Annotated in this window: 15 protein-coding genes; 9 read left to right on the top strand and 6 right to left on the bottom strand. The window is 72.3% G+C overall.

The annotated features are described in order from the left end of the window. Positions 1–16 precede the first annotated feature (16 nt). Positions 17–1,198, top strand: coding sequence for an anion permease (locus tag ACIRYZ_RS12005; protein ID WP_387617257.1), 1,182 nt, complete (start codon positions 17–19; stop codon positions 1,196–1,198). Between the two features lie 26 nt (positions 1,199–1,224). Continuing rightward, entirely contained in the window at positions 1,225–1,470 is a 246-nt protein-coding gene (locus tag ACIRYZ_RS12000; RefSeq protein WP_402942448.1) for a hypothetical protein, read from the top strand. A gap of 75 nt (positions 1,471–1,545) precedes the next feature. On the opposite strand, the gene ACIRYZ_RS11995 is transcribed toward ACIRYZ_RS12000, so the two are convergent. Together ACIRYZ_RS11995 and ACIRYZ_RS11990 are read right to left on the bottom strand one after the other, a co-directional pair. Continuing rightward, positions 1,546–3,093, bottom strand: coding sequence for an MDR family MFS transporter (locus ACIRYZ_RS11995; RefSeq protein ID WP_402942446.1), 1,548 nt, complete (start codon positions 3,091–3,093; stop codon positions 1,546–1,548). A 129-nt stretch (positions 3,094–3,222) separates the two neighbouring features. After that, positions 3,223–3,672 (bottom strand): MarR family winged helix-turn-helix transcriptional regulator, encoded by a 450-nt coding sequence (locus tag ACIRYZ_RS11990; protein ID WP_402942443.1) that lies wholly within the window; start codon positions 3,670–3,672, stop codon positions 3,223–3,225. A gap of 112 nt (positions 3,673–3,784) precedes the next feature. On the opposite strand from ACIRYZ_RS11990, the gene ACIRYZ_RS11985 reads away from it, so the two are divergent. Then, positions 3,785–4,831, top strand: coding sequence for an ABC transporter permease (locus ACIRYZ_RS11985; protein WP_402942440.1), 1,047 nt, complete (start codon positions 3,785–3,787; stop codon positions 4,829–4,831). Between the two features lie 32 nt (positions 4,832–4,863). Here the strand turns inward: ACIRYZ_RS11985 and ACIRYZ_RS11980 are convergent, their stop codons facing one another. From ACIRYZ_RS11980 to ACIRYZ_RS11965, 4 genes are all read right to left on the bottom strand, one after another. Then, positions 4,864–6,078 carry an ROK family protein gene (locus ACIRYZ_RS11980; protein WP_402942437.1) on the bottom strand — a complete coding sequence of 405 codons (1,215 nt, stop codon included), beginning with the start codon at positions 6,076–6,078 and terminating at the stop codon, positions 4,864–4,866. A gap of 18 nt (positions 6,079–6,096) precedes the next feature. Beyond that, positions 6,097–6,627 (bottom strand): GtrA family protein, encoded by a 531-nt coding sequence (locus ACIRYZ_RS11975; RefSeq protein ID WP_402942435.1) that lies wholly within the window; start codon positions 6,625–6,627, stop codon positions 6,097–6,099. Positions 6,628–6,671: 44 nt separating this feature from the next. After that, positions 6,672–9,086, bottom strand: coding sequence for an endopeptidase La (gene lon / locus ACIRYZ_RS11970; protein WP_402942433.1), 2,415 nt, complete (start codon positions 9,084–9,086; stop codon positions 6,672–6,674). A gap of 170 nt (positions 9,087–9,256) precedes the next feature. Continuing rightward, on the bottom strand, positions 9,257–10,048 hold the full coding sequence (locus tag ACIRYZ_RS11965) for a rhomboid-like protein (RefSeq protein ID WP_402942430.1): 792 nt from the start codon (positions 10,046–10,048) through the stop codon (positions 9,257–9,259). A gap of 562 nt (positions 10,049–10,610) precedes the next feature. Between ACIRYZ_RS11965 and ACIRYZ_RS11960 the strand changes: the two genes are divergently transcribed. The 6 genes from ACIRYZ_RS11960 to ACIRYZ_RS11935 all read left to right on the top strand — a co-directional run bounded on the left by ACIRYZ_RS11960 (position 10,611) and on the right by ACIRYZ_RS11935 (position 20,136). Continuing rightward, complete coding sequence (locus ACIRYZ_RS11960; RefSeq protein WP_181970677.1) at positions 10,611–11,348, top strand: response regulator transcription factor; 738 nt, start codon at positions 10,611–10,613, stop codon at positions 11,346–11,348. A gap of 83 nt (positions 11,349–11,431) precedes the next feature. Continuing rightward, a complete protein-coding gene (locus tag ACIRYZ_RS11955) occupies positions 11,432–12,562 on the top strand; it encodes a sensor histidine kinase (RefSeq protein WP_402942427.1) in 1,131 nt (376 codons plus the stop codon). A 287-nt stretch (positions 12,563–12,849) separates the two neighbouring features. After that, the gene (locus ACIRYZ_RS11950; protein ID WP_402942425.1) at positions 12,850–16,578 is read left to right on the top strand and encodes a multifunctional oxoglutarate decarboxylase/oxoglutarate dehydrogenase thiamine pyrophosphate-binding subunit/dihydrolipoyllysine-residue succinyltransferase subunit; all 3,729 of its coding nucleotides are present in this window, start codon (positions 12,850–12,852) and stop codon (positions 16,576–16,578) included. A gap of 240 nt (positions 16,579–16,818) precedes the next feature. After that, positions 16,819–18,777, top strand: a complete 1,959-nt coding sequence (locus ACIRYZ_RS11945) for a protein kinase (protein ID WP_402942422.1) — start codon at positions 16,819–16,821, stop codon at positions 18,775–18,777. Positions 18,778–18,827: 50 nt separating this feature from the next. Further along, positions 18,828–19,010: a DUF6104 family protein gene (locus ACIRYZ_RS11940; RefSeq protein WP_270144164.1), complete on the top strand. Its 183-nt coding sequence runs from the start codon at positions 18,828–18,830 to the stop codon at positions 19,008–19,010. Between the two features lie 202 nt (positions 19,011–19,212). After that, positions 19,213–20,136, top strand: a complete 924-nt coding sequence (locus ACIRYZ_RS11935) for a DUF4097 family beta strand repeat-containing protein (protein ID WP_402942419.1) — start codon at positions 19,213–19,215, stop codon at positions 20,134–20,136.

Below are 20,136 nucleotides of genomic sequence, written 5' to 3'. Positions count from 1 at the left end.
CGACGATTGTTTGGGTATGGAACACATCTCGTTCCTGGTTGCCGTTGTGATCATCACAGCGCTCGCCTTCGACTTCACCAACGGGTTCCACGACACCGCCAACGCGGCCGCCACCGCGATCGCGACCGGGGCCCTTCGTCCGAAGGTCGCGGTCACCATCGCGGCCCTGCTCAACTTCGCGGGCGCGTTCCTGTCCGTGAAGGTCGCCACCACCATCTCCGGCGGCATCGTCAACGAGAAGGCCGGCGTTCATCCCGAGATCATCTTCGCCGCACTGGCCGGCGCGATCCTCTGGAACCTGCTGACCTGGCTGCGCGGCCTGCCGTCCAGCTCCTCGCACGCCCTGTACGGCGGCCTGATCGGCGCCACGATCGTCGGCGTCGGCATGAACGGCGTCAACTTCGACACCGTGATCACCAAGATCATCATCCCGGCGGTCGCCTCCCCCTTCGTCGCCGGTCTCGCCTCCTGGGGCGCCACCAAGCTGGCGTACGCGATCACCCGCAAGGGCAACGCCGCGGCCACCGACAAGGGCTTCAAGACCGGCCAGGTCTTCTCCTCCTCGCTGATCTCGCTCGCGCACGGCACCAACGACGCCCAGAAGACGATGGGCATCATCACCCTGACCCTGGTCTCGGTCGGCGCCCTGCCGCACGGCGCGCTGCCCCCCACCTGGGTGATCGTCTCGGCCGGCGCCGCCATCGCGCTCGGCACCTACATGGGCGGCTGGCGGATCATCCGCTCGATGGGCAAGGGCCTCGCCGACATCAAGCCGCTGCAGGGCTTCGCCTCGGAGTCGGCCGTCTCGACCGTCATCCTGACCTCCTCGCACATGGGCTTCGGCCTCTCCACCACCCAGGTCTGCACGGGCGGCATCATGGGCGCCGGCCTCGGCGGCCCGAAGCCGGAGCTGCGCTGGAGCCTGGTCCGCCGCATGGTCTACACCTGGGGCCTGACCCTGCCGGCCGCGGCCCTGGTCTCCGGCGGCGCGGCCGCGCTGGCCCGGCAGGGCACCTGGGGCGTCGCCCTGGTCGGCGCCGCGCTGGTGGCCGGTTCGGGCGCGATGTGGATGATCTCCCGCCGCCAGCCGGTCAGCGCGGACAACGTCAACGACATCGCCGAGGTCACCCCGGTCGAGGTCGCCGCCACCTCGGCGAACGCCGCCCCCACCCCCGCCTCGACCACGGTCGCGGCCTGAGCGCCGCAGGCTGAGGAGCACTCACCATGCACATCAAGTGGACCGCCCTGGCCCAGACCGCCGGCATCAGCTTCGGCGTCACCGTCGCCGTGGTCGCCGTCTTCGCCCTCGGCATCCTGGCGCTGTCCCGCCGTGAGGCCGCGCTGGGCGCCCGCGAGGGTGGCCGGGCCTCCGGCGGCGCCCAGCCCGTCCTGCTGGCCGGCGCGTACGCCTGCTTCGCCGTGTGCGCGGCGGCCGTGCTCTACGGCTTGGTGCTGATCGCCGCGCCGTAGTCCTTCCGGAACGCCGAACGGGCCGGGGAGTGTCGAACACTCCCCGGCCCGTTCTCGCGCGTCCCCGCTCGCCGGTCAGTTCTCCTGAGTGGTCTTCAGCGCGGTCTCCCGGATGAACAGCACGGTGACGAAGGACAGCGCCGCGAACGGGGCGGCCCACAGGAAGACGGTGCCGATGCCGTGGCCGAAGGCGTCCGTCACCAGCGGGACGATCGGGGCCGGCAGCTTGGCCAGGTCCGGGATGCCGCCGCCGGCCGCCCCGTGCCCGGCCGGGATGTGCGCCGCGGCCAGGTTCGCCGCCAGGTAGTCGCCGACCTTGGTGCTCAGCAGCGCGCCGAGCGCGGAGACGCCCATCGCCCCGCCCATGGTGCGGAAGAAGGTGACCACGGAGCTGGCCGCGCCGAGTTCGTGCCGGGGCACCGTGTTCTGCACCGCGAGCACCAGGTTCTGGCTGGTCAGGCCGAGGCCGACGCCGGTGATCGCCATGTAGACCGAGAGCAGCCCGTAGTTGGTGTCGACCCTGGCGGTGCCGAGCAGGCCGAAGCCGATCGCCAGCAGCGCGGTGCCCGAGACCAGGTAGGCCTTCCACTTGCCGTACTTGGTGATCAGCCGGCCGGCCACGGCGGAGGAGACCGCCAGGCCGATGATCATCGGCAGGGTCATCAGGCCGGCCATGGTCGGGGACTTGGCCCGGGCCAGCTGGAAGTACTGGCTGAGGAAGGTGGTCGCGCCGTACATCCCGACGCCGACCAGCACGCTGGCGATCGCGGCCAGGGTGACGGTGCGGTACCTGAAGAGGTCCGGCGGGATGATCGGCTCGGCGGCGCGGCGCTCGACCACGATCGCCAGGGCGCCCAGCAGCAGGCCGCCGCCGACCATGGCCACGGTCTGCCAGGACAGCCAGGCGTAGTTCGTGCCGGCCAGCGTGATCCAGATCATCAGCAGGCTGACGGCGCCGGTGATGACCAGCGCACCCAGGTAGTCGATCTTCGCCGGGCGCTTGACCACCGGCAGCTTCAGGGTGCGCTGCACCACCAGGATCGCGGCCAGCGCGAACGGGATACCGACGTAGAAGCACCAGCGCCAGCCCAGCCAGGAGGTGTCCACGATGACGCCGCCGATCAGCGGACCGCCGATGGTGGCGAGGGCGAAGACCGCGCCGAAGTAGCCGCTGTAGCGGCCGCGCTCGCGCGGCGGGACCATCGCGGCCAGGCAGATCTGGCCGAGCGCGACCACGCCGCCGGCACCGATGCCCTGCAGGGCGCGGCAGGCGATCAGCTCACCGGTGTTCTGCGAGAGGCCGGCCAGCGCGGAGGTGGCGATGTAGATCAGCAGGGCGATCTGCAGCAGCAGCTTCTTGCTGGCGAGGTCGGAGAGCTTGCCCCAGATCGGGGTGGACGCGGTCAGGGTGAGCAGGGCCGCGGTGATCACCCAGGTGTAGGCGGACTGGCCGCCGTGCAGGTCGGTGAGGATGTGCGGCAGGGCGTTGGAGACGACGGTCGACGAGAGCACGGCCACGAACAGGCCGAGCAGCAGGCCGGACAGGGCCTCCATCACCTGCCGGTGGGTCATCGGTCGGTCGTCGACGGCGGCTCCGGCTGCCGCCTCGGCTGTGACGGTCATCTGAGTCCTTCGCTGGGAGCGGTGGGGATGCGCGGGCAGGAAAATTCGTTGCCTTAAGCAACCATAGGACAGATGGTTGACTAAGGCAACTTTCTTCAAGCCGAAGCAAAGCCCCCGGGCGGGGCCCGATCACTGCGCGGGCGGCTCCCCCAGCACGTCGTTGAAGCGGTGCAGCAGCTCGGCGAAACGGGCCACGTCCTCCTGCGACCAGCCGCCCATCACCTCGCGCACCCGCCGCATCCGCACGTCGTACGCGGCCAGATAGCGCTTGCGGCCGTCCTCGGTCAGCGAGACCAGCGCGGCCCGGCGGTCCTGCGGGTCCACCTCCCGGGCGACCAGGCCGAGCTCCTCCAGCGCGCGGATCTGCCGGCTCACCGTGGCCTTGCCGACCGCGAAGTGCACGCCGACGTCCGTCACCCGCACCCGCCCGGCCTGCTCGACGTAGGCGAGCATGCTGTACCCCAGACCCTCCAGCTCGGGGTGCACCCGGCGTGAGAGTTCCGCCACTCTGGCGCGGCCCCGCCGGAACATCAGTCCGACCTCGCGCTCCACCGCCACCAGGGCTTCCTCGTCCGTCACGGCGCCAGTATCGCCCAGCCGCGGCGGCCGGAAAGCGGTGCGGGAGTTGAGACGAGCCAACTAGTTCATGGTATTAAGTATCCGATTTCTTCCGATACGCAAGGAGATGTGGATGGCCGCCCCGGGGCAGGGTTTCGTCGCGGAACTGAAGGGCGCGGTCACACCGCGTGCGGCACTGCTCGTGATCGGCGTGCTGCTGCTGCAGCTCGGCTTCATCACCTCGTACGTCGGGGCGCTGCACCACCCGACCCCGCACAAGCTGTCGATCGCGGTGGTCGCCCCGCCGCAGGTCACGCCCAAGCTGGTGGCGGCCCTGGAGTCGGTGCCGGCCGAGGCCGTCAAGCCCGTCACCGCGCCGGACGCCGAGACGGCGACCCAGCAGATCAAGGACCAGAAGATCTACGCCGCGCTGGTCGTGAACCCGACCGGCACCGAGGACACCCTGCTGGTCGGCGGCGCCCGCGGCACCTCCGCCGCCAAGGCCGCCGAGACCGTCACCACCGCGCTGGACAAGGCCCAGGGCCGTACGGTCAAGGTCGAGGACGTCGTGCCGCTGGCCAAGGGCGACACCAACGGCCTCTCCGCCTTCTACCTGGTCATCGGCTGGTGCGTCGGCGGCTACCTGGTCGCCTCGATCCTCGGCATCAGCGCCGGCTCCAAGCCGGCCAACGTCCACCGCCTGCTGATCCGCCTCGGCGCACTGGCGCTGTACTCGGTCGGCGCCGGCCTCGGCGGCACGATCACCGCCGGGCCGGTCCTGGACGCGCTGCCCGGCTCGATCCTGGCCCTGACCGGCATCGGCGCCCTGGTGGTGTTCACGGTCGGCGCGTTCACCATGGCGCTGCAGTGCCTGTTCGACGTCATCGGCATCGGCATCGCGGTGCTGGTCTTCGTGGTGCTGGGCAACCCGAGCGCCGGTGGTGTCTACCCGGCCCCGATGATGCCGCCGTTCTGGCGGGCGATCGGCTCGCTGATCCCCAACGGCGCCGGCACCAGCGCCACCAAGTCCATCGCCTACTTCGGCTCCACCAACCTGGGGATGCCGATCCTGGTCCTGGTGATCTGGGCGCTGGTCGGCATCGGCGTCGCCTACCTGGCCGTGCTGCGTGGCCCGCGCTCCGGCGGCCGCGAGATCGTCGCCGAGCCCGCGCAGGCCTGAGCCCCGGCCTCCGTGTTCCGGGAGCGCCGGCCTCAGCCGCCCGCGAGCGACCCCGGGTCGGCGACGATGGCCCGCACCACGCCGACCGCCGCGCCCAGCAGCGGCCCGCGCCGACCGAGCTTGGAGACCGTCAGCCGGTCCTCCGCCCAGGGCCGCACCGTGACCCGGGCGGCCAGCTCGCGGCGCATCGCCGGCAGCAGCCAGGGCGCCAGCCGGGCGTAGCCGCCGCCCAGCACCACCTCGGCCGGATCCAGCAGGTTGACCGCCCCGGCCGCCGCGATGCCGAGCGCCGAGCCGGCCCCGGCCAGCGCCGCCTGGGCCGGCCCGTCCCCGGCGCCGGCGCGTTCGGCCAGCAGGGTCACCCAGTCGCCGCGCGCACCGGTCAGCCCGGCCGCCCGCAGCACCGCCGCCTCGCCCGCGTACTGCTCCAGGCAGCCGTGCGCCCCGCAGGCGCAGCGCGGGCCCTCCGGGTGGACGGGGACGTGGCCGAACTCGCCCGCGTAGCCGCGCGCGCCGCGCAGCAGCCGGCCGCCGACCACGATCGCCGCGCCGACCCCGGCCTCGGCGGAGACGTAGAGGAAGTCCTCCGGGCCCTCGTCCAGCCACCGTTCGGCCAGTCCGCCGAGGTTGGCCTCGTTGTCCGCCTGCACCGGCAGTTCGGCCAGGCGGTCCCCGGCGCTGCGCAGCGCCGGGCGCAGTTCGGGGGCCAGCGGGACGTCCTGCCAACCGAGGTTGGCGGCCCGCTCGAGCACCCCGCTGGCGCCGACCAGTCCGGGCACGGCCAGGGTCAGTCCGGCCGGGCGCAGGCCCGACTCGGCGACGGCGGAGCGCACCAGCCGGGCGAGGTCGGCCATCACGGCGGCGGGCTGCCGGCCGCGGTTGACGACCTCCTGGCGCCGCCAGGCACGGACCTCCCCGCGCAGGTCGACCACGCAGGCGCCCAGGTGCCGGACGCCGATCTCGGCGCCGAGGCCGCCGGGCCCGAGCGGGTTGAGCCCGAGCGCGGTGCCGGGGCGGCCGACCTTGCCGCTGGGCGCGGCGGGGCCCTCCTCGACGACCAGGCCGGCGGAGATCAGCTGTTCTGCGAGCGAGGAGACCGCGGCCCTGGTCAGCCCGGTCTCGGTGGCCACCTCGGCGCGCGAGCGCGGGCCGCGCGCGATCACCCCGAGCACCAGGGCCAGGTTGGCCCGGCGCATCCCCTGCTGGCTGGCGGGCCCGGTCCGGACGCCGTCCGGCTCGCCGCGCATAACTCTCACCTCACGGTCTTACGAGACATCCCGTGGCATCTCGGGTGCAGCGTAACCCGGCCGCGCCCGCTCGGCGGGACCAGTGAAGACCCACCGCCGCACCGCCCAGAAGCGGAACAGCATCGCGACGAAGGTCCCGACGACCATCCCGCTGAGGAAGTCGGCGAACTCCTGGGTGAGCGGGTCGACGTACGGCTCGCGCAGGTCCAGGGCGTACCGGGAGAGCGCCAGCGGAACGTCGTTGACTCCGATCGCCACCGCGCTGACCAGGAAGAACAGCAGGGCCTCCCGCCCGCATCCGTCGGTGCGGAAGGCCCAGCGTCGGTTGAGCGCGTAGGAGACGACGGTGGCGATCACCGTCGCCACCGTCAGCGCGACCACCGGCTTGTGCTCCAGGACGGTGAACTTGAGCCCGACGTCGATCACCGCGGTGAGCACGAAGCAGCCGCCGCCGACCACCAGGAACTTCACCAGCCGGCGGTGCCGCAGCAGAAGCGGGCGCAGCCGGGCCGGCACCCGGGCCAGGACGCGCTGCGTGGGGGACGGCATCTCCGCAGTGTGGCACGCGGAGATGCCGTCGGCCCTGGCGAGCGCTACGCCGCGGCGGCGACCAGCACCTCGGCCGGCTCCAGGGCCAGCTTCAGCACCTCCCGTACATCCGACACCGGGTGGACGGTGAGCCGCTCCAGCACCTCGGCCGGGACGTCGTCCAGGTCGGCCTCGTTGCGCTTGGGGATGATCACCGTGGTGACCCCGGCCCGGTCGGCGGCGAGCAGCTTCTGCTTCACCCCGCCGATCGGCAGCACCCGCCCGGTCAGCGACACCTCGCCCGTCATCGCCACGTCGGTGCGCACCTTGCGGCCGGAGAGCAGCGAGGCCAGCGCCGTGGTCATGGTGATGCCGGCGCTCGGCCCGTCCTTGGGGACGGCCCCGGCCGGGACGTGCAGGTGGACGCCGCGGTCGCGCAGCGAGGTGACCGGCAGTTCCAGCTCGGCCCCGCGCGAGCGCAGGAAGGAGAGCGCGATGTGCGCGGACTCCTTCATCACGTCGCCCAGCTGCCCGGTCAGCGTCAGCCCGGTGCCGCCGGTCTCGGCGTCGGCCAGCGAGGCCTCGATGTAGAGGACGTCGCCGCCGGCGCCGGTGACCGCGAGGCCGGTGGCCACGCCGGGGACGGCGGTGCGTCGCTCGGCGGGCTCCTGGGCGGACTCCGGCACGTGGTGCGGCCGGCCGATCAGGGCGCGCAGGTCCTGCGCGCCGACCGTGGCGGGCAGCTCGCGCTCGCCCAGCTCGGCCTGTGCGGCGATCTTGCGCAGCACCCTGGCGATCGAGCGCTCCAGGGTGCGCACGCCCGCCTCCCGGGTGTACTCCCCGGCGAGCCTGCGCAGCGCCTCCTCGTCCACGCTGACCTGCCCGTCGCCGAGGCCGGCCTTCTCCAGCTGGCGCGGGAGCAGATGGTCGCGGGCGATGACGACCTTCTCGTCCTCGGTGTAGCCGTCGAGCCGGACCAGCTCCATCCGGTCGAGCAGCGGCTCGGGGATGGCCTCCAGCACGTTGGCGGTGGCGAGGAAGACGACGTCGGACAGGTCGAGCTCGACCTCCAGGTAGTGGTCCCGGAAGGTGTGGTTCTGCGCCGGGTCCAGCACCTCCAGCAGGGCGGCGGCCGGGTCGCCCCGGTAGTCGGAGCCGACCTTGTCGATCTCGTCGAGCAGGACGACCGGGTTCATCGAGCCGGCCTCCTTGATCGCCCGCGCCAGCCGGCCGGGCAGCGCGCCGACGTAGGTGCGCCGGTGGCCGCGGATCTCGGCCTCGTCCCGGACGCCGCCGAGCGCGACCCGGACGAACTTGCGGCCCATGGCGCGGGCCACCGATTCCCCGAGCGACGTCTTACCGACCCCGGGGGGCCCGACCAGGGCCAGCACCGCGCCTCCCCGGCGGCCGCCGACCAGCCCGAGCCCCTGGTCGGCGCGGCGCTTGCGGACGGCCAGGTACTCGACGATCCGGTCCTTGACGTCGGTCAGCCCGGCGTGGTCGGCGTCCAGCACGGCGCGGGCGCCGGAGATGTCGTACGCGTCCTCGGTGCGCTCGTTCCAGGGCAGCTCCAGGACGGTGTCCAGCCAGGTGCGGATCCACGAGCCCTCGGGGGACTGGTCGGACGCGCGCTCCAGCTTGTCCACCTCCTTGAGCGCCGCCTCCCGCACCTTCCCGGGCAGGTCGGCGGCCTCGACCCGGGCGCGGTAGTCGCCCTCCTCGTCGGCCGGGTCGCCGTTCAGCTCGGCGAGCTCCTTGCGGACGGCCTCCAACTGGCGGCGGAGCAGGAACTCCTTCTGCTGCTTGGCCACGCCCTCCTCGACGTCCTTGCGGATGGTGTCGTTGACCTCCTCCTCGGCGAGGTGGTCGCGCAGCAGGGTCAGCGCGTACTCCAGGCGGGCGACCTGGTCGGCCTCCAGCAGCACCTTGAGCTTCTGCTCGGCGGTGACGAAGGGCGCGTAGCCGATGTTGTCGGCGAGTTCGCCGACGCCCTCGATCTGGGCCACCCGGTCGACGATCTGCCAGGCGCCGCGCTTGCGCAGCCACTGGGTGGACAGCGCCTTGTACTCCTTGACGAGCTCGGCGGCCCGCCCGGCCACCGGCGTGCCGACCGAGGACTCCCGGAACGGCGTGGTCTCCACCCAGAGGGCGGCGCCGGGGCCGGTGGTGCCGACCCCGATCCGGACCCGGCGCACGGCGCGCACCAGCGCCACCGGCTGCCCGGCGGTGTTGGGGCCGTCCGCCAGGCGGCCGACCTGCTCCACGGTGGCCAGCGTGCCGGCCGCCGCGTACGAGCCGTCCACCCGCGGGACCAGCAGGACCTGCGGCTTGCCGGAGCCGGTGGCCGCGGCGCGGGCGGCCTCGACGGCGGCGCGCACCTCGGTGTCCTTCAGGTCCAGCGGGACGACCATGCCCGGGAGCACGACCTCGTCGTCGAGCGGCAGTACGGGCAGGGTGAGCGGAGTGGACGTCGATGCCATGATCTCTCCCCAGTCAGCGAACTTGAGCCGACCTGACTAAGGCTTGGCGCCCACCGAATGTTCCCGGCGCCTTGTTCGCCATGAGCGAACAGGGAGGCCACGGGACGACCCGGCGGACGGCATCGTCAAAAGCGCGGGGAAAGGCCGGCCCGACGGGGGCGGCCGGTCGGTCAGCGCGCGGCGGACGGCCGCGCGCCGACGTGCACCGCGGCGGGGGCCGATCCGGCCGCCGGGACCGTCGCCGAGCGCCGGCGCGGCCGGGGCCGGCGCCGCTCGGCCCCGCGCAGCCAGCGCCACAGCGCGACTCCGGCGAGCACCGCGGCCGGGTGCCCCACGGCCGTGACCACGTCCTTCTCGGTGGCGATCTGCTGGGCGATCATCAGCCCGGCGCCGCCCAGCGCCAGCAGCCGCCCGCGCCGGGGCAGCAGCCCGGCCACCGCACCCAGGCAGGCGAGCACGCCGTAGCTGACCCCGATGTCCAGGTAGTCCATCGCCTCGGGCGCCATTCGCCCGGTCTCCACCGCGGTGATCACCACCCCCTGGGAGAGCAGCGTCGCGGACACGTGCCCGATCGCGAACACCGCCGCCGCCCGGGCCGGTCCGACCCTGCGCTCCAGCGGCGCGAGGGTGAAGGCGAAGCCCCACAGGTACGGCATCCACACGTTTCCGGCGACCCAGAACCCACTCAACACAAGAGCGCGCAAAGGATGCTGGAGCAGGTTGTGGCCGTCCGAACTGGAGGCCTCCTGCAGCCGCTGGACGAGTTCCGGATCGGCGAGCGTGGCGAAGGTCGTGGTGGCGCCCACCACGGCGAGATATCCGAGCGTGAAGGGGTTGCGCCGAGGTGTCGGAACCCGCTCCAGCAACCACTCGAAGACACCGGTGCGCAGCCCGTGGCGGAGCATTCCGTACGGCACCCGCGCGGCCGCGCTCCCGTCGGCGTCACGCCGCAGTCCAGCCATGCCGCCTCCGCTCCACGCCCGCAGCCGTCGGTCCTCGCCGCAGCCCAACGTACCGGCGCGGGGCCCTGATTCCACCCGGCGGAGCGTTGTCGTGGCCACGGTACGTCGAGGTTCTGAGAGGCAGCTGAGAAAAGCCCGTGAAGGCCGTCGACCCCGAAACCGGCCGGATTACCGATATTGGTCCAGACCTTCTTCTGATTGACGCGTCAGTAGGGCCTCTGACCGGCGACTTGGCGTCAACTCGACTGCATACGCACCGTTACGCAGTGAAAATTCGCCGGGTAAGGTATCGGCCCGTGCCCACTCGTGCAGTGGGCCCGCGGGCGGCCGGACAGCCGGCCCACGGGCCGGAAACGTCCGGTCCACCTGCCGGAAAGCATCCGCTGTCCGTACGCTGCGATGTGCGCGGGAGACGTGGACGGGGAACCACCCGTCCTCCGCTCTCCTGGGCGCGCGACGGGACGGCGGACCCGGCACAGTCCACGACGGAACAAGACTACGAGCGGAGCCCCGCCATCCCCACAGGTGGCCGGCCCGCAGCCCTGGGGGCGGTGGCGTGACCGTGACAGAAATTCAGCAGGACAACCACAACGCCGGTGGCACGGTGAGCAGCCAGCGCAGAGTGCTGGTGGTGGAGGACGAGCCCACGATCGCGGAGTCGATCGCGGCCCGACTGGGCGCGGAGGGCTTCAAGGTCGCCGTGGCCCACGACGGTCCGGGCGCGGTGGACGGCTTCCACACCTGGCAGCCGGACCTGGTGGTCCTGGACATCATGCTGCCCGGCTTCGACGGCCTGGAGGTGTGCCGCCGGATCCAGGCACAGCGTCCGGTGCCGGTGCTGATGCTGACCGCGCGCGACGACGAGACGGACCTGCTGGTCGGCCTCGGCGTCGGTGCCGACGACTACATGACCAAGCCGTTCTCGATGCGCGAACTGGCCGCCCGGGTCAACGTGCTGCTGCGCCGCGTCGAGCGCGCCCAGCAGGCCGCCCGCACGCCCGCGCTCGGCAGCCTGCGCTTCGGCGAGCTGGAGATCGACCACGTGCAGCGCCGGGTCCGGCTGGCCTCGGGCGACGTCCACCTGACGCCGACCGAGTTCGACCTGCTCGCCTGCCTGGCCGCCCAGCCGCGCGCGGTGCTCACCCGCGAGCAGTTGCTGGCCGAGGTGTGGGACTGGACCGACGCGTCCGGCACCCGCACCGTCGACAGCCACGTCAAGGCGCTGCGGCGCAAGATCGGCGCCAGCTGGATCCGTACCGTCCACGGCGTCGGTTACGCACTGGAGGCCCCGCTCTCCTGACGGCGGGAGCTTCGGGCGACGGGCCACCGGGGGGCCCGCGTCCCGAGACCGCCGTGCCACCGCGCGGGGATCACAAGGGACCAATGACCTTTCCACAGCAACGCAACGGGGACGCCGACGGCGCGCGCCCGCAGACGCTGGCCGCCCGCGCCGCCCGCCGGGTCTGGGCCGACATCCGCCCGCTCGACCCGGTCCGCTCGATCAAGGGCAAGCTCGCCCTGCTGGTGATCGTCTCCGTGTTCCTGGCCACCGGGATGGTGGTCGTGGCGATCCGGTCCGAGACCCAGATCCGGATCATCATGGTCTTCTCCATGATCGCCTCGCTGCTGTTCATGCAGTTCCTCGCGCACGGGCTGACCGCCCCCCTGCGCGAGATGACGGACGCCGCCCGCGCGATGGCCTCCGGCGACTACAGCCGCCGGGTCGAGGTGAACTCGCGCGACGAGATCGGCGAGCTGGCGGCCGCCTTCAACGCCATGGCCGCCGACCTGCAAGCCGCCGACCAGCACCGCCGCGAGCTGGTCGCCAACGTCTCGCACGAGCTGCGCACGCCCATCGCCGCGCTGCGCGCCGTGCTGGAGAACGTGGTGGACGGCGTCGTCCAGCCCAATCCGGCGACCCTGGAGGCCGCACTGGAGCAGACCGAGCGGCTCGGCCGCCTGGTCACCCACCTGCTGGACCTCTCCAAGATCGACGACGGCGTGGTCGACCTGGACGCCCGCCCCTTCGAGGTGCGCGAGTTCCTGGACGGCGTGCTGCGCGGGGTCACCGTGGACGGCGCGACGGCCGGCGGCGCCTTCTCCAGACGCGGCGACGTCCGGCTGGCCCTGGAGGTCAACCCGGCCGGCCTGACCGCCGTGGCGGACCCGGAACGGCTCCACCAGGTGGTCGCCAACCTGGTCGACAACGCCTGCAAGCACTCCCCGCCCGGCGGCACGGTGACCGTGCGCGCCCGGCCCGAGGGCGAGGAGGGCGGCCTGCTGCTGGAGGTCCAGGACGAGGGCCCCGGCATCCCACCGGCCGACCGCACCCGGGTCTTCGAGCGGTTCAGCCGCAGCGGCACCGCCACCGCCTCCGGAGCGGGCGCGGACGGCGGCACCGGGCTGGGCCTGGCCATCGCCCGGTGGGCGGTGGACCTGCACGGCGGGCGGATCGCCGTGGCCGAGTCCCCGAGCGGCTGCCGGATCGAGGTCCGGCTGCCCGGGCAGCACTGAGTGGGCCGGGACATTTGTCACAGATCCGACACAGACGCACACGAAGGTCATCGGACGACCCAGCCGAGGCTTTGTCCGGTTTCGTCCCGATATAGGGGGCGATCGGGCCTGATCGTTTCCCCTCAGATACGGCTTTCTAACGTAGTTTTTCAGCCAATCTGCAGGTCAGGACTGTGATCTGGGCGACGCCTGGGGCCCGGGGACTGCGCGATCACTGGTCAGGGGCGTAGCCTTAATCCCCGCTGTCCAAACATCCCAAAAGGAAGCGGAAGAGGGCGGTTGCCGCCGTGTCGCCACATCCTGAAACCCCCAGCTCGGCAAGCTCCACTGGCTTTGGTCCCAATGAGTGGCTCGTCGATGAGATCTACCAGCAGTACCTCCAGGACCCGAACTCGGTCGACCGAGCCTGGTGGGACTTTTTCGCCGACTACAAGCCCGGTACCGAGGTGACCCCAGTGACCCAGGCCGCGACCCAGGCCGGCCCCACGCCGACCCCTGCCGCTGCCCCCGCGCCCGCCGCTGCTGCTGCTCCGGCCGCGCCCGCCGCCCCGGCCGCTCCGGCCCCGGCCGCTGCCCCGCTCGCCGCCGCGCCGGCCGCACCGCCGGCCCCGAAGGCCGCCGCCGCTGCCCCGGCCGCGGCCGCCGCCCCGGCCGGCCCCGAGCTGGTCCAGCTGCGTGGCCCGGCGAAGGCCGTCGCCACCAACATGGACGCCTCGCTGGAGGTGCCGACCGCGACCTCGGTCCGCGCCGTCCCGGCCAAGCTGTTGATCGACAACCGCATTGTCATCAACAACCACCTGCAGCGCGCCCGCGGCGGCAAGGTCTCCTTCACCCACCTGATCGGTTACGCCCTGGTCCAGGCCATCAAGGCCGCCCCGGGCATGAACCACAGCTACAAGGTGGAGGACGGCAAGGCCTTCCTGGTCAAGCCCGAGCACGTCAACCTGGGCCTGGCCATCGACCTGGTCAAGCCGAACGGCGACCGCCAGCTCGTCGTCGCGGCCATCAAGAAGGCCGAGACCCTCGACTTCTTCGGCTTCTGGCAGGCCTACGAGGACATCGTCCGCCGGGCCCGCGCCAACAAGCTGACCATGGACGACTTCACCGGCGTCACGGTCTCGCTGACCAACCCCGGCGGCATCGGCACCGTGCACTCCGTGCCGCGCCTGATGCAGAACCAGGGCACCATCGTCGGTGTCGGCGCCATGGAGTACCCGGCCGAGTTCCAGGGCTCCGCCCCGGAGACCCTGGCCCGCCTCGGCGTCTCCAAGATCATGACGCTGACCTCGACCTACGACCACCGCGTCATCCAGGGCGCGGCGTCCGGCGAGTTCCTGCGCGAGATCCACCGCCTGCTGCTCGGCGAGAACGGCTTCTACGACGAGATCTTCGAGTCGCTGCGGATCCCGTACGAGCCGGTCCGCTGGGCCACCGACGTCGCCACCACCCACGACGACGAGGTCAACAAGACCGCCCGCGTCATGGAGCTGATCCACTCCTACCGGGTCCGCGGCCACCTGATGGCCGACACCGACCCGCTGGAGTACAAGCAGCGCAAGCACCCCGACCTGGACGTCACCACGCACGGCCTCACCCTGTGGGACCTGGAGCGCGAGTTCGCGGTCGGCGGCTTCGGCGGCCAGAAGATGATGAAGCTCCGCGACATCCTCGGCCTGCTGCGCAACACGTACTGCCGCACCGTCGGCATCGAGTACATGCACATCCAGGACCCGACGCAGCGCAAGTGGCTGCAGGAGCGCCTGGAGAAGCCGTACGCGAAGCCCGAGCGCGAGGAGCAGCTGCGGATCCTCCGCCGCCTGAACTCCGCCGAGGCCTTCGAGACCTTCCTGCAGACCAAGTACGTCGGTCAGAAGCGCTTCTCGCTGGAGGGCGGTGAGTCGCTGATCGCGCTGCTGGACGCGACCATCGACTCCGCCGCCGAGCACCGCCTCGACGAGGCCGTCATCGGCATGGCCCACCGCGGCCGCCTGAACGTGCTGGCCAACATCGTCGGCAAGCCGTACGGCAAGATCTTCGGCGAGTTCGAGGGCAACCTCGACCCGAAGTCGATGCACGGCTCCGGCGACGTCAAGTACCACCTCGGCTCCGAGGGCACCTTCACCGGCCTGGACGGCGAGCAGATCAAGGTCTCGCTGGCCGCCAACCCCTCCCACCTGGAGACGGTCGACCCGGTCGTCGAGGGCATCGCCCGCGCCAAGCAGGACATCCTGGACCAGGGCGGCACCACCTTCCCGGTGCTGCCGATCCAGATCCACGGTGACGCGGCCTTCGCCGGCCAGGGCGTCGTCGCGGAGACCCTGAACATGTCGCAGCTGCGCGGCTACCGCACCGGCGGCACCGTGCACATCGTGGTGAACAACCAGGTCGGCTTCACCGCCGCCCCGGCGTCCTCGCGCTCCTCGATGTACTGCACCGACGTGGCCCGCATGATCGAGGCCCCGATCTTCCACGTGAACGGCGACGACCCGGAGGCCGTGGTCCGCGTCGCGCGGCTCGCCTTCGAGTTCCGCCAGGCGTTCCACAAGGACGTCGTGATCGACCTCATCTGCTACCGCCGCCGCGGTCACAACGAGGCCGACAACCCGTCGTTCACCCAGCCGCTGATGTACGACCTGATCGACAAGAAGCGCTCGGTGCGCAAGCTGTACACCGAGGGCCTGATCGGTCGCGGCGACATCACCATGGAAGAGGCGGAGCAGGCGCTCCAGGACTTCCAGGGCCAGCTGGAGAAGGTCTTCGCCGAGGTCCGCGACGCGGCCCAGGCGCCGGCCGGCACCACCACCGGCAAGCCGGTCGCCGACTTCCCGGTCTCCATCCAGACCGGCATCTCCCAGGAGATGGTCAAGCGGATCGCCGCCTCGCAGGTCAACCACCCGGACTGGCTGACCGTCCACCCGCGCCTGCTGCCGCAGCTGCAGCGCCGCGCCGCCTCGGTCGAGGACAACACCATCGACTGGGCGATGGGCGAGACCCTCGCCATCGGCTCGCTGCTCATGGAGGGCCACCCGGTCCGCCTGGCCGGCCAGGACAGCCGCCGCGGCACCTTCGGCCAGCGGCACGCCGTCCTGATCGACCGCAAGACCGGCGAGGACTACACCCCGCTGCAGTACCTCACCGAGGACCAGGCCCGCTACACCGTCTACGACAGCCTGCTGTCGGAGTACGCGGCCATGGGCTTCGAGTACGGCTACTCGCTGACCCGCCCGAACGCGCTGGTCATGTGGGAGGCGCAGTTCGGCGACTTCGTCAACGGCGCGCAGACCATGGTGGACGAGTACATCGCCTCCGCCGAGCAGAAGTGGGGCCAGCACTCCGGCGTCACCCTGCTGCTGCCGCACGGCTACGAGGGCCAGGGCCCGGACCACTCGTCCGCCCGCCCGGAGCGCTTCCTCCAGCTGTGCGCGCAGGACAACATGACGGTCGCGATGCCGACCCTGCCGTCGAACTACTTCCACCTGCTGCGCTGGCAGGCGCACAACCCGCACCACAAGCCGCTGATCGTCTTCACCCCGAAGTCGATGCTGCGTCTGAAGGCCGCGGCGAGTGCGACCGAGGAGTTCCTGTCCGGCTCGTTCCGCCCGGTCATCGGCGACACCACCGTCGACCCGGCGCAGGTCCGCAAGGTGATCATCACCTCCGGCAAGTTCTACTACGACCTGGCGGCGGCCCGCGCCGAGCGCGGCGTCACCGACACCGCGATCGTCCGCATGGAGCGGCTCTACCCGCTGCCGGTGGCCGAGCTCCAGGAGGAGCTGGCCCGCTACGGCGACAACGTCCAGTTCATCTGGGCGCAGGAGGAGCCGGCCAACCAGGGTGCCTGGCCGTTCATCGCGATGAACCTGGTCGACCACCTGCAGGTCGTCATCGGCCGCAGCGGCGGCGACGCCCGTCTGCGCCGCGTCGCCCGCACCTCGGCCTCGTCCCCGGCGGTCGGCTCGGCCAAGCGGCACGCCGCCGAGCAGCAGGCGCTGATCGAGGAGGTCTACGCGCTCTGACGCGCTGAGGCCCCGCACCACCGCTGACGCCCGCGGCCCCCGACTCCCGACCAGGGAGACGGGGGCCGCGGGCGTTCCTGTTCACGTCAAGGTCGCAGCTCTGCAACCAAACGGGGACCGACCCGCACGAGTTCCTGACGGATCGATAGGTTATGCCTCGCCAGATCGCCGCCCGGCGCCCGTCATTGCGCCCGCGGCCCAGGCCGTTCGACCTCACCGCTCTCCCAGGGGGATCACCGCATGACCGCCGACACGTCGCATCCCGGCAAGCTCCCTCCGGTCTTCCAGCCGCTCCTGCCCGACGACCCCCGGGAGGTCGGCGGCTACCGGCTGTTCGCCCGGCTCGGCGCCGGCGGCATGGGCCGGGTCTACCTCTCGTACACGCCGGGCGGGCGTCCGGTGGCGCTCAAGGTGGTCCGTCCCGAGTTCGCCGAGGACGTCGAGTTCCGCCGCCGGTTCGCGCAGGAGGTCAGCAACGCCCAGCGGATCCACGGGCTGTACACCGCGCAGGTGATCGACTCCGGCGGCCTGGACTCGGACGCCCCCTGGCTGGTCACCGCGTACGTGCCGGGCCCGTCCCTGCAGCAGGTGGTGCGGGAGAACGGCGCGCTGCCGGTCCGCACCGTGCTGCTGCTGATGGGCGGCATCGCCGAGGCGCTGCAGGCGATCCACAGCGTCGAGGTGGTCCACCGCGACCTCAAGCCCGCCAACGTGCTGGTCGCCGGGGACGGCCCCCGGGTGATCGACTTCGGCATCGCCCGGGCCGCCGACGCCACCGCGCTGACCGGCACCGGCTACCGGATCGGCTCCCCCGCCTTCATGGCCCCCGAGCAGGCCCGGGGCCGTGCCGTCACCCCCGCCACCGACGTGTTCGCGCTCGGGGCCCTGGCCGCGTACGTGGCCGGCGGCACCGCGCCGTTCGGCGACGGGCCGGACACCGCGGTGCTCTACCGGGTGGTGCACGAGGAGCCGGACCTGGAGGCCGTCCCGGCGGACCTGCGGGAGCTGATCCAGCGCTGCCTGGCGAAGTCCCCGGAGGACCGCCCCAAGCCCGCCGAGATCATCCAGGCCGCCCGCAACCACCCGGAGGTCGGCGGCCAGCTGCGGTTCGGCGAGGACTGGCTGCCCCGGCAGGTCAACACCGAGATCACCCGCCGCTCCGACCTGCCCAGGACCCCGCCGACCCCGCTGCCGGCCGCGCCCACCACCCCGCCGGCCCCGGCCGCTCCCCCGCAGCCGGCCGGCGCGCCGACCCACCCGGCCACCGCGGTGACCCCGCCCCAGCAGCCCGCCACGCCCCCGCCGGGCTTCGCCCCGCCGCCGCTCGGCGCGTACGGCGCGCCGCAGCCGCCCACCGAGACGCCGACCGCCCCCGTGCTGCCCACCCCGCCGACCGTCCAGCTCCAGCCGGAGCCGCCGTCCTTCGACACCCCGCCGCCCGGCCCGGTGGTCACCGCCGTCACCCCGGCACCGGAGCCGGAGCCCGGCCGCAAGGGCGGGGTGTCCTGGAAGGTGCTGCTCACCGTCGCCCTGGTGATGGCGGTCGGTGGCACCGCCGGCGGCGTGGTGCTGATGAAGAAGCTGGACGACGGCAGGAAGGGCACCAGCAGCACCGGCACCGCGGCCCAGCCGGGCACGGGCGCCCAGCCCGGCACGAACCCGGCGCCCACCCAGGGCGACTCCCTCCCCAGCCCGACCGGCGCCGCCAACCCGCCGGTGACGGCCGCGCCCTCGAAGTCCGGCCCGGGCTCCGTCTCCGCCCCCGCCCGGCCGGTCGGCTACACCCTGCTGCTGGACAAGAAGCCGCTCTCGGTCCCGGCCGCCGAGTACTCCTCCGACGCGTACCGGATCGACCTGAACGCGGGCACCGTGGTGCCGCGCAGCGGCTCCAGCGACCTGAAGTGGGGCCTCGGCGTCACCAACACCGGCAGTGGCAGCAAGGCCAACTCCTTCGAGAGCACAGGGGACGAGAAGTCCGACTTCGCCGTGATCACCGAGCCCACGGTGACGGCCGAGCAGTGCGCCGCCGCGATCGACTCCCGGCCGGACACCGACCTGACGTACAACCGGGTCGCGCCCGGCCGTCTGCTCTGCATCCGTGACCGGGAGACCCGCAACATCGCCATCGCCGCGATCACCACGGCCGACCCGACCACGGGTGCCGCCTCGGTGACCCTCAGCACCTGGCGGGCCGGCTGACCGGCCGGTCTATCCTGACCAGGTCAATCCCCATCCGACCGGAGCGAACCGTGTACTTCACCGACCGAGGCATCGAGGAACTGGAGAACCGGCGCGGCGACGAGGAGGTCACCTTCGAGTGGCTGGCCGAGCGCCTGCGCGAGTTCGTCGACCTCAACCCGGACTTCGAGATCCCGGTCGAGCGGCTGGCCACCTGGCTGGCCCGGCTCGACGACGAGGACGACGACGAGTGACCCGGTGGCCGCCGGACGAAGGGCCTGGGAGGCAACCGCCTCCCGGGCCCTTCGCGTGTCCCCGTAAGGGAGGCCTCGGGGTCGGCTCCGGGATTCCTCCGGGGTGGGTCCGGGGCGGAAGCTCTTGCATTTCCCAGAACGCGATATATCGTCTTCAGAAGAGAACACGATACATCGCGATCCGCAACGGGAGGCGGCAGAGATGAGCCAGTGGACGATCGAAGGGCCCGGCAGGACCACCTTCGAGGACGCGGTCCGCGCGCTGCACGTGCGCGTCATCGACGGCTCGGTGAACGTGGTCGCGGCCGAGGGCCCGGCCCGGCTGGAAGTCACCGAACTCAAGGGCGAGCCCCTGCACGTGACCCTGGTGGACGGCGTTCTGACGGTCACCTACAAGGACATCAACAGCTGGAGCGAGTTCGGCGACTGGATCAAGTCGATCGGCTCGGTCCGCAGCTTCTTCGACTCCTTCAAGCGCAAGCGCTCCGTCGCGGTCACCCTGACCGTCCCGGCCGGCACCGACGTCAAGCTCGGCACCGTCTCCGCCGACACCAGCGTCACCGGCATCGACGGCCACGTCTCGGTGCAGAGCGCCAGCGGCGACACCACCCTGGCCGCCCTGACCGGCCGGATCGACGCCAGCACCGTCACCGGCGACGTGGACGCCCAGGCGGTGGGCGGCCGGCTCAAGGTCAACAGCGTCTCCGGACAGCTCACCGTGATCGCCGGCACCGCCGACAAGGTCCAGGCCAACACCGTCACCGGCGCCGTCACCCTCGACCTCGACGTGGCGGGCGGGACCGACGTCAAGGTCAACACCGTCAGCGGCGCGGTCGTGGTCCGCATCCCCTCGCTGGCCGACGCCACCGTCGAGGCCGGCTCCACCAGCGGCGAGGTCTCCAGCACCTTCGACGAGCTCAAGATGAGCAGCACCTGGGGCGCCAAGAAGATCTCCGGCCAGCTCGGCGAGGGCCGCGGCAGCCTCAACGTCACCACCGTCTCCGGCGCGGTCACCGTGCTGGGCCGCCCCGAGCCCGAGGACGACGCCCCGGCGGTGGTCAAGGAGCTCCCGGCCGCCCCCGGCTCCGACACGCCTGCCGGGCCCGACCTCACCAAGGAGGCCTGA

It is taken from the genome of Kitasatospora sp. NPDC101155 (assembly GCF_044768305.1).
In the GTDB taxonomy this organism is placed as follows: domain Bacteria; phylum Actinomycetota; class Actinomycetes; order Streptomycetales; family Streptomycetaceae; genus Kitasatospora.
The sequence above is the reverse complement of the archived record's forward strand: the minus strand, read 5'-3'. Positions and strand labels throughout refer to the sequence as shown.

Bases quoted from the DNA above. Each gene is read 5' to 3' on its own strand.
- lon (WP_402942433.1), bottom strand. From the start codon at position 9,086: ATGGCATCGACGTCCACTCCGCTCACCCTGCCCGTACTGCCGCTCGAC.
- ACIRYZ_RS11995 (WP_402942446.1), bottom strand. From the start codon at position 3,093: ATGACCGTCACAGCCGAGGCGGCAGCCGGAGCCGCCGTCGACGACCGA.
- ACIRYZ_RS11955 (WP_402942427.1), top strand. From the start codon at position 11,432: ATGACCTTTCCACAGCAACGCAACGGGGACGCCGACGGCGCGCGCCCG.
- ACIRYZ_RS11965 (WP_402942430.1), bottom strand. From the start codon at position 10,048: ATGGCTGGACTGCGGCGTGACGCCGACGGGAGCGCGGCCGCGCGGGTG.
- ACIRYZ_RS11945 (WP_402942422.1), top strand. From the start codon at position 16,819: ATGACCGCCGACACGTCGCATCCCGGCAAGCTCCCTCCGGTCTTCCAG.
- ACIRYZ_RS11935 (WP_402942419.1), top strand. From the start codon at position 19,213: ATGAGCCAGTGGACGATCGAAGGGCCCGGCAGGACCACCTTCGAGGAC.
- ACIRYZ_RS12005 (WP_387617257.1), top strand. From the start codon at position 17: ATGGAACACATCTCGTTCCTGGTTGCCGTTGTGATCATCACAGCGCTC.
- ACIRYZ_RS11985 (WP_402942440.1), top strand. From the start codon at position 3,785: ATGGCCGCCCCGGGGCAGGGTTTCGTCGCGGAACTGAAGGGCGCGGTC.
- ACIRYZ_RS11980 (WP_402942437.1), bottom strand. From the start codon at position 6,078: ATGCGCGGCGAGCCGGACGGCGTCCGGACCGGGCCCGCCAGCCAGCAG.
- ACIRYZ_RS11975 (WP_402942435.1), bottom strand. From the start codon at position 6,627: ATGCCGTCCCCCACGCAGCGCGTCCTGGCCCGGGTGCCGGCCCGGCTG.
- ACIRYZ_RS12000 (WP_402942448.1), top strand. From the start codon at position 1,225: ATGCACATCAAGTGGACCGCCCTGGCCCAGACCGCCGGCATCAGCTTC.